Annotated in this window: 1 protein-coding gene; it reads right to left on the bottom strand. The window is 74.0% G+C overall.

The features are described from left to right. Positions 1-23: 23 nt before the first annotated feature. Positions 24-1,538 (bottom strand): MXAN_6230/SCO0854 family RING domain-containing protein (locus AB0K09_RS33290; RefSeq protein WP_366069119.1); only part of this gene is annotated, 1,515 nt, incomplete at its 5' end.

Raw genomic sequence — 1,538 nt, 5'->3', positions numbered from 1 at the left:
ACCGGCCTGTCGACGGCGAACCATCACCCGAGCTCGGCGACCAGTTCCCCGGCCGTCACACGGACCAGGGTCTCCGAGGCGTCCCCGGCTCCGGGGAACAGCCGGTAGAAGGTTCCCGAGGCGTGCGCGGGCGCGATGGCCCCGTGCACCGTCGCCAGGAACACTCGTGTGCCGGAGGCGAGTTCGGCCGCCGCCGCGTCGGGGTCCGGGTGCGGGAGCCGCTCCTCGCTCTCCTGCATGGACGACACCCGGGCGGCGAACGCGGCCGCGTCCTCGTCCGGCCGCCGCCGGTAACGCAGCAGTGCGGGCCCGGGCTCCCGGCACACCACGGCCACCTCGGGGGAACGCGCCGCCGCCCGCCACACCGCGAGGTCCCACAGAGAGGTCCGGCTGCCGGAGCCGAACTGTTCCCACAGGTCGCGGGCCACGGTGGCCAGCTGGGCGCCGCCGTGCGAGCGGATGCTCTGGAAGCCGTCCCTGGACGGCAGATGAGTGTCCGCCCACAGCATCCGGCGGTGCTCCAAGTCCACGACCATCGGCAGGCACACCTGCGAGTCGCCCGCCAGGTCGAAGCGCTGGCGGACCGTGCGCGGGTCGTAGGAGGCGTTCCGCGGGCCTTGCGCGGGCAACTCCATGAAGCCCGCGAAGGCGTCCTGCAACTCCTCGAACGGCACGTTGTTGTAACTGAAGACCAGCGGGACGGCATACACGTCCCCCCGCTCCGCCAGCCGCTCCAGGTCGAGGTCCACGTATTCGGTGGCACCCTGCGGCGCGGGGGCGGATGTGAGGTCGCCGGAGTGGACCGCGGCCTTTGCGCCGTGCACCAGGTTCGTGTAGTCGCACAGGCCGGTGAACTGCCACTCGGCGTCGAAGAACGCGACCGACAGGTCCAGGTCGGTGCGGTTGCCCTGCGGTTCGGTCCAGTGCAGGAACAGCCGCAGGACCGCGCCCCCGGGCAGACTCTGCATGCTGCCCCGGGGTACTGCCACCAGGGCCTTCGCGGTGGACCGCTCGGTGAACGGCACGGTGAGGTCGGCCAGGCCCGCGTCCAGCACCGACAGCGCGTACGGCTCCCCGGCGGCGTACCGGCGCAGAACCTCTGCCTCCAGCATCGTGACCGCCGCCGTCACCAGCCCGGCGGGCAGCGGGGCCCGCCGCTCCGGGACGGACAGGGCCCGGGTGACTTCCCCGCGCGGGAAGAACACCCGGCGGCGGCCGGTGCGGTCCTCGGCGCGTACCCGCAGCGCTCCGAGCGCCGACAGCAGTGGTCCCGGGCCCACCTTCGGCAGCCCGCGCAGCAGGGCCTTCTCCAGCTCCGGCTCGAGTACGTCGGACGTGTGCAGACGCAGCAGCACGTCCAGACGGCGCACCAGTTCGCCGGGGCGCTCCCCGGCGAGGGCCGCGGCCCGGCCCAGGTCGCCCTCGGCCACTGCCTGTTCCAGTCGCCCGGCCCAGGTGGCCGGGCGGATCCGGAGACCGTCCACGCGCACGGCGTCCGGGTGCGCGGCGGCCGTCTCCAGCAGGGCGGCGCCGAAGGC

It is taken from the genome of Streptomyces sp. NPDC049577, from assembly GCF_040675635.1.
In the GTDB taxonomy this organism is placed as follows: Bacteria; Actinomycetota; Actinomycetes; order Streptomycetales; family Streptomycetaceae; genus Streptomyces.
Note: the sequence above shows the minus strand (reverse complement) of the source record. Positions and strands in the feature narration are given on the sequence as shown.